Annotated in this window: 6 protein-coding genes; 2 read left to right on the top strand and 4 right to left on the bottom strand. The window is 71.4% G+C overall.

Features of this window, described 5'->3' with window-relative positions:
• Positions 1-250 precede the first annotated feature (250 nt).
• Positions 251-1,342 carry a DnaJ domain-containing protein gene (locus tag AB0M82_RS32160; RefSeq protein WP_364729959.1) on the bottom strand — a complete coding sequence of 364 codons (1,092 nt, stop codon included), beginning with the start codon at positions 1,340-1,342 and terminating at the stop codon, positions 251-253.
• 448 nt (positions 1,343-1,790) lie between these two features.
• Positions 1,791-2,603, bottom strand: a complete 813-nt coding sequence (locus AB0M82_RS32155) for a CPBP family intramembrane glutamic endopeptidase (protein WP_364729957.1) — start codon at positions 2,601-2,603, stop codon at positions 1,791-1,793.
• A 109-nt stretch (positions 2,604-2,712) separates the two neighbouring features.
• Between AB0M82_RS32155 and AB0M82_RS32150 the strand changes: the two genes are divergently transcribed.
• Positions 2,713-3,363, top strand: coding sequence for a TetR family transcriptional regulator C-terminal domain-containing protein (locus AB0M82_RS32150; RefSeq protein WP_364729955.1), 651 nt, complete (start codon positions 2,713-2,715; stop codon positions 3,361-3,363).
• A 78-nt stretch (positions 3,364-3,441) separates the two neighbouring features.
• The gene (locus tag AB0M82_RS32145) at positions 3,442-4,392 is read left to right on the top strand and encodes a TIGR03557 family F420-dependent LLM class oxidoreductase (protein ID WP_364729953.1); all 951 of its coding nucleotides are present in this window, start codon (positions 3,442-3,444) and stop codon (positions 4,390-4,392) included.
• Positions 4,393-4,415: 23 nt separating this feature from the next.
• Here AB0M82_RS32145 and AB0M82_RS32140 read toward each other — a convergent pair whose 3' ends face one another.
• Both AB0M82_RS32140 and AB0M82_RS32135 read right to left on the bottom strand, forming a co-directional pair.
• On the bottom strand, positions 4,416-5,522 hold the full coding sequence (locus tag AB0M82_RS32140) for an aldose epimerase family protein (protein ID WP_364729951.1): 1,107 nt from the start codon (positions 5,520-5,522) through the stop codon (positions 4,416-4,418).
• Between the two features lie 103 nt (positions 5,523-5,625).
• Positions 5,626-6,873, bottom strand: a complete 1,248-nt coding sequence (locus AB0M82_RS32135) for a helix-turn-helix domain-containing protein (protein WP_364729948.1) — start codon at positions 6,871-6,873, stop codon at positions 5,626-5,628.
• Positions 6,874-7,069 lie beyond the last annotated feature (196 nt).

Here is a 7,069-nt window from a genome sequence, read left to right as displayed (position 1 = left end):
CATGCCGCCCCAGCGCCCAACTTACGGCCGTGAATGGCCCATTGAGGGACTCTATGTCCCTCAATGGGCCATTCACGGCCTTGGGCGAGCACCTGAAACGGGCCAATCGGGTCATTCGGGCAGCTTGGCAGCTCGCTGCCGCAGCTAACTGCCCGGCCTTGCGTGAATGGCCCATTCACGGACGTCAAGTCCCTCAATGGGCCATTGACGGCTTTCCGGGGGTGGCTGCCGAGGACGCGGTCCGGCGGGGTCACGCCGCCCGGCCGCCGCCGACGACCTGGCCGCGGATCGTCCGCAGGGCCTCGTGGTCCACTGTGGACGGTTCGGCGGCGAGCCATTCGCCGATCTCGTGCAGGAAGTCCTCCGGCGTCATCGGCGCGGCGGGCAGGTCGCCGGGGTCGGCCGTGGTCAGGTCGCCGCTGCGGCTCGGGTACACGATCATCGCGCCGCGCAGCGCCACGCCGGGCAGCAGGTCGCGGTAGGCGGCCAGGCTCTCCGTGAGCCGGCTGCCGCCGCCGCGGAACGGCCTGCCGTTGCGCAGCAGCCTGCCGTCCTCGGCGGTTTCGTAGTGCCCGGGCAGCCACAGCTTCGATTCGATGAGGACCAGGCGCTTCCCGCACAGCACGGCGTGGTCGACGTCGGCGAACACCGAGCCCGGCCAGGCGAGCCCGTGGAAGATCCGGGCACCGGGCAGCCGGGTCAGGTAGCCCTCGAGCAGGTCGGCGGTGAGCCGCTCGGCCAGTTCGTCGCGCTCGGTGCCGGGGTTGCCGAAGACGGTGCGGCCGCCGAACTCCTCGGCGTAGGCCTCGCGGGCCCGGGCCGCCCGCAGGTATCCGCGCGCCAGCCGCTGTACCAGCAGCGCGGTGCCGGCGGTCAGCAGCAGCCAGACGATCAGCACCGGCGGCGGGAACCCGACCCCGGTGACCAGCGGCAGCAGCACGAGCACCATCCCGGCGACCGCGGCGACCACCGGCGTGTGCCCCGGCCCGCGGTGGCGGCCGTGCCGCACCCGGGTGTCCTGCCCCGCGAAGTGCCACCACGTCAGGTCTTCGGCGTCCAGCTCGGGCAGGTCGGGGACGAAGCCGGGCTCGTCGCCGAAGCGCCGCCGGGGCCGCGGCCGGACCGGGACGGCCACCACGGCGACGCCGCCCGAGTCGTACCGGGCGCGCCGGACGGGGTCGCTCAGGACGTCGTAGGCCTCGCGGAGCAGCCGGAACGTGCCGACCGTGCCACCGCCGTCCGGGTGCCTGGTCTTGGCCAGCCGGCGGTAGGCCGTCTTGACGTCGGCCGCCGTGGCGTCCCGGCGGACGCCGAGCACCTCGTAGTAGTCGACCTCGGGCACGCGGGCGTTCACCTCCGGATGGCTGCGCGAAGACTTTATGGGGTGGGGTCGCGGGGACGGTCACCGCCTCCGCGGCACGCGAGGGTGATGGTCCCGCGACGCAGGTCAGGGCGGTGTCAGGAGTTTGGGGGGTTCGCGCCCCCGGTTCGCCGGGTGACCGGGTCTCGCGCCGGGGCGTGGGCGCGTTCACGGTGGTCATCAAGTGTCCATTGAGGACAGATTGTCGCCCGGAAGTGTTGCCGTGGCGGGAAACTGGTGGCCTGTGGTGACTTTTCGTAGTCGGAGCTCACCTGAACGGCCCTGAACGGGTGTTCGAATACTCGGCTAGGATCGAGGTGTGTCCCCAGCACTCCCCAGACGTGACGGGCCCATCGCCACCCCACCTCGGCAGCGGGCCCGTCACCCCCGTCAGAGCTCGCGCAGCAGGAAGCGCTGGTCTAGGGCCTGGTCACAGCAGGGATAGCAGGACGGGTATGGCGTTGACGGCACCGTGGATGACGACGATGGGCCACATGGTGCGGTACTTGCTCCAGAGATAGCCGAGGAACAGTCCGAGGACGCCCTGGTTGACGAAGGTCGACGCGAGATCCACCGGCAGGTCACCGGTGCCCTGGATGGCGACGTGCCAGGCGGCCCAGAGCAGGGACGCGAGCACGATCGCCGGCCAACGGCCGAGGATCGCCTCCCACCTGGACTGCAGCCAGCGGCGGTAGAAGACCTCCTCGAGCAGGCTGTTGACGAGGAATCCGACGACGAGTACGAGCACGAGCGTGGCCAGGTCGACGGTTGCCGCGAAGTCGCTGGACGGCATGGCCCACGGGCTCGCGTAACTGAGGACGGCCCACGCGGCGACGGGTATCGCGGGTGTCCAGCGTCGCCACACTTCCGGTTCCGCACCCGCCGGACGCCAGGCCGTTCCGCTGCGCCGCAAGCTCCAGAACATCGCCACGGGAACACCGAGCAGTAGTAGCAGCTTCAACAGGGTGTGGGCGGGCTCGCCGCCACCGGCCAGTCGCAGCGTCACCGCGAAGAGCACGGCTGAGGCCAGGAGGACACCCGCTTCGAGACGGGGTTGGCGTTGCGTCGGCGTGGTCGCGGCGGCCGGGATTGGCATCAGGCGTACCAGCGCGAGGCCGGCGAGTACGGGAATCCAGCGGAACCACATCGGGATGGTGTCGTCGGTGTCCGCCGAGTACCGGACGCCGGTGTTGCCGGTCAGCACGAACCAGAGGGCCGATCCGGCGATCAGCAGCAATCCCACGACGAGGACGACCATCCCCGTGGCCCGCGTGGGTGTAGTGGTGAACCGAGTCTTATTTAGCACAGTTGTACTGTATAAGAGACCGTACAGGCGTGCTATAAACCGGGGTGTGCCGAAGCTCGTCGACCATGACCAGCGGCGTGAGGAACTGGTCCGTGTGGTCTGGGACGTCATCAGCCGGGACGGTATCGAAGGTGTGACCGTGCGGAAGATCGCCGACCGGGCCGGTGTCTCGGTGGGCGGGCTGCGGCACTACTTCGACAGCCAGCGTGGCCTGTTCCTGTTCGCGGCGAAGGCGATGGCCGACAAGGTCGCCGCCCGCATCGCCGGGCATCTCCGCGGCGACCTGCCCGGCCGCGACCGGGCGCGGCTGATACTCGAGGAGTTGCTGCCGCTGGACGCGGACCGGCGGGTGGACGTGGACGTGTGGCTGGCCTGCATGATGCGCTCGCGCTTCGACGAATCACTGGCCGAATTGCACGCGTTGGGACTCCCCGGCGAACGGCACGTCTGCCGGCTCGCGGTGGCGTACTTCTGCGGGCAACCGCCTCCGGAGCGCAACGGGGACCCGCTAGGGGACGCTCACCTCGACCGGCAGGCCCTGCGCCTCCACACGTTCATCGACGGGCTGACCCTGCAGGCGGCGATGTACCCACGGGAGTTCCCAGTCGACGACATCCGGCGGCTCCTGGACGAAGAACTGGCCGCCCTGCTTCCCGATGAACCCCCGAATCAACGACCGGGCGCCTCGGGCCGGTGATCCACTCGACCAACGGAACGGAGAAGCGCTGTCAGGACCGGTCGTTTTCGCCGGGCGCGCCGGTGGTAACCGGCCGTCATGGTGAGTGTCGGATATTTCCTGTCGTCCGAGGAGTTTTCGCCGCGTGAGCTGGTGCGTCAGGCCCGGCTCGCCGAGGCCGCCGGGTTCGAGCGGCTGTGGATCTCCGACCATTTCCACCCCTGGCTCGACGAGCAGGGCAGCAGCCCGTTCGTCTGGTCGGTGATCGGCGCGCTGAGCGAGGTGACGACGCTGCCGATCTCGACCGCCGTGACCTGCCCGATCATCCGGACGCATCCCGTGGTCGTCGCCCAGGCGGCGGCCACCGCGGCCGTCCAGTGCGAGGGCCGCTTCGTGCTCGGCGTGGGCACCGGGGAAGCGCTGAACGAGCACGTGACCGGGGAACAGTGGCCGCCGGCGCCGGTCCGGCTCGAGATGCTCGAAGAGGCGATCGACGTCATCCGGAAGCTGCACACCGGCGAGGAGGTCAGCCACCGTGGCCGGTACTACACCGTCGACCACGCCCGGCTCTACACCGTGCCGGACGAGCCGGTGCCGATCTACGTCTCGGCGTTCGGGCCGGCGGCCACCGAGCTGGCCGCCCGCGCGGGTGACGGCTTCTGCACCGTCATGCCGGACGCCGACCTGGTGCGGGAGTACCGGAAGGCCGGCGGCGGTGACCGCCCCGTGCAGGGCGGCCTGAAGGTGTGCTGGGCGGACTCCGAAGAGGACGGTGCCCGGACGGCGCACCGGCTGTGGCGCAACGAACTGCTGCCCGGCAAGCTGCCCTCGACCCTCCCCACGCCTGCCGACTACGCGGCCGCGTCGAGCCTGGTGACCGAGGACATGGTCCGGGAGCGGTTCGCCTGCGGCCCGGACGCCGACCGGCACGTCGAGGCCGTCCGCGCCTTCGCCGACGCCGGGTTCGACGAGGTGTACGTCCAGCAGATCGGACCCGACCAGGAGAAGTTCTTCGAGGCCTGGCGCACCCAGGTGCTGCCGCGGCTCTGACCCCGGTCAGGCCGCGGTGACCGTCACGACGCCGGACCCTCCGGCAGCCGGTCCGCCGTGGCCAGTTCGACCACCGTCTCCTGGTGGTAGACCTCGCCCGGGCGCAGGACCGTGCTCGGGAAGTCCGGCCGGTTCGGGGAGTCCGGGAAGTGCTGGGCCTCCAGCGCGAACCCCGCGCCGCGGTGGTACGGGCGGCCGCTCGGGCCGGTCAGGTCGGCGGTGAGGAAATTGCCCGAATAGAACTGCAGGCCGGGCTCGGTCGTCCACATCGTGAGCAGCCGGCCGGACGCCGGATCCCAGGCGCGGGCGGCGAAAGGGGCGCCCGCGTCGAGCACCCAGTTGTGGTCGTAGCCGTGCCCGATCGCCAGCTGGGGGTCGGCCGCGCCGAGGCGGGCGCCGATCGTCGCCGGACGGCGGAAGTCGAACGGCGTGCCCTCGACCGGGGCCGGGTCGCCGGCCGGGATCAGGGTGTCGTCGGTGGGGCAGTACCGGCTCGCGTTGATCGCCAGCCAGTGCTCGTGGACGTCGCCGGAGCCTTCGCCGGCCAGGTTCCAGTAGGTGTGGTTGGTCAGGTTGACGACCGTCGGCGCGTCGGTGGTCGCGCGGTAGGTGATGCTCAGCCGGTCGCCCCCGTCGAGGTGGTACGTCACCTCCGTGGTGAGCCGGCCGGGGTAGCCCTGGTCGCCGTCCGGGCTGACCAGCGTGAGCCGCAGGCCGGCGCCGTCGGCGTCGCTGACGTCGGCCGCGGACCACACCCGCGTGTCGAACCCGGCCGGACCGCCGTGGAGGCTGTTCTTGCCGTTGTTCAGCGGGACCCGGTGGACGGCGCCGTCGAGGGTGAAGGTGCCGCCGGCGATCCGGTTGGCGAACCGGCCGATCGCGGCGCCCAGGAAGACCCGCGCCGCGCCGGGCCGGTTGTTGGCGAGGTAGCCGTCGAGATCAGGGAAGCCGAGGACGACGTTGCCCGGCCGGCCCTCGCGGTCGGGCGCCTCCAGCGACTGGATCACGCCGCCGTAGTCGAGGACGCGCACGGTGATCCCGCCGGGCCGGGCCAGGGTGTACCGGTGGACGTCCGTGTCGCCGGCGCGGCCGAAGAACTCACGGGTGAGTCCGGGGCGGGGTGGGGTCATCGGCGAGTCCTTCGGTCCGAGCGCTGTTAGCGCTAACAGACCTTAGGTTCGAGCCCGCCGCGCGGTCAAGGCCCGCGGCGGTGGGCTCAGCCGGACCTTCGGCTCACCCGTCGTGGTCCGGCGGCGGTGTTTCCAGCAGCTGACGGGCGCGCAGGGTCATCTGGATCTCCAGCCGCTGCGCCGGATCGGTCAGCCGGTCGCCGAACAGGTCGCTCAGCTGGCTCACCCGGTAGCGGACCGTCTGGGGGTGGATGCCCAGCGCCTGCGCGATGTCCGGCGTGTTCCCGTTGTGCTCCAGCCAGCTCAGCAACGTCTCGGCCAGCCGGGTCTGCTGCTTCACCGTCAGGCCCGCGAAGGGGGCGAGCGTCTTCGCCGACAGTTCGTCCAGCAGGAACCGGTCGAGCAGCAGCCAGTGCGTGCCCAGGTGGTCGGCCGTGTGCGCCACCGCCCGGTCGCCGGCCAGGCCGCGGCGGACCAGGTCGAGCGTGCGGCGGGCCCACAGGAGTGACGTCGCCGCGTCGGCCGGCCGCACGCGCGGCCCGACCGCCGCGCGCCAGCCCGGCAGGCGGCTTTCGAGCCCCCGCAGGTCGCGGTCCGGGTTCGGGGTCAGCAGGCACGGCTCGGTGCTTTCGAGGTCGAGCAGCACGTCGTCGGCGAGCCGGGGCGTCGGCGCCGGGTGCGGGCCGGTCCGCGGGGCCAGCGCGACCACCGCGACCCACTCCGGCATGGCCCACTCCGCGGCCTTCGCCATGGTCGCGATCGTCGACGGGGACGACGGCGGGGTGGCCAGCAGCAGGCCGAGCAGCCGGCGGCGCCGTCGTTCGAGCGTGCCCGCCGCCATGGCCTGCGCCAGCGTGTATCCCTCGACGGAGTACGACGAAATCTCTTCCACATAAGCGAAAATGGCCTCCGCGCCGACACAGAGCACCGCCGCGGGGAAGCGGTGGGCCTGGCCCAGCTCGGCCACGTAGCGCCACGCCGCCCGGCCGCCCGCGCGGTAGGCGGCCTGCAGCGAGTTGAGGCTGCCGCCGTCGTGGTGGACGCGCTTCCCGACCTCCATGAACAGCTTCGCGTAACTGTCCTGTGTGGACGCCAGATCCTCGATGCTGTCGATGCAGCTGAGCACCGCCTGCTCGATCGCGAGCACGATCATCTTGCCGAACTCGCCCTCGAGTGGCTTGGCGTACTCGGGCACGGCCCGTTGGATCTCCTCGAGGATCCGCCGGGCGAGCGGGTCGGCGTGCGGCCGGAGCCGCCGCGCGATCTCCCTGGGCAACGAGCACCACAGCTGCCGCGCGTGTCCGGCGCCCCGCGGGTGCGGGACCGTGGCCGGCGTGATCGTCCGTGTCATGGAACACCCCTTCCTGCGCGGCGGGACGCCATGTACTCACACGGAGATCGGGCTTGGCAACCGCCGCCTTCGCGGCGAGACCGGGTTCTGTCACGCCGGGATCAACGGCGGAGCCGGCGTTTGTCACCCGTCCGACAAAGCGGGAACACTCATCGCCGCAAGGGTTTTCGCGAGCCGATTTGTGAGGCGGGACGGT

It is taken from the genome of Amycolatopsis sp. NPDC051128, assembly GCF_040682715.1.
Taxonomy (GTDB): Bacteria; Actinomycetota; Actinomycetes; order Mycobacteriales; family Pseudonocardiaceae; genus Amycolatopsis.
The sequence above is the reverse complement of the archived record's forward strand: the minus strand, read 5'-3'. Positions and strand labels throughout refer to the sequence as shown.

What these genes read in the sequence shown, in the direction of transcription:
- AB0M82_RS32145 (WP_364729953.1), top strand. Translation starts at nt 3,442, where the DNA reads ATGGTGAGTGTCGGATATTTCCTGTCGTCCGAGGAGTTTTCGCCGCGT.
- AB0M82_RS32135 (WP_364729948.1), bottom strand. Translation starts at nt 6,873, where the DNA reads ATGACACGGACGATCACGCCGGCCACGGTCCCGCACCCGCGGGGCGCC.
- AB0M82_RS32140 (WP_364729951.1), bottom strand. Translation starts at nt 5,522, where the DNA reads ATGACCCCACCCCGCCCCGGACTCACCCGTGAGTTCTTCGGCCGCGCC.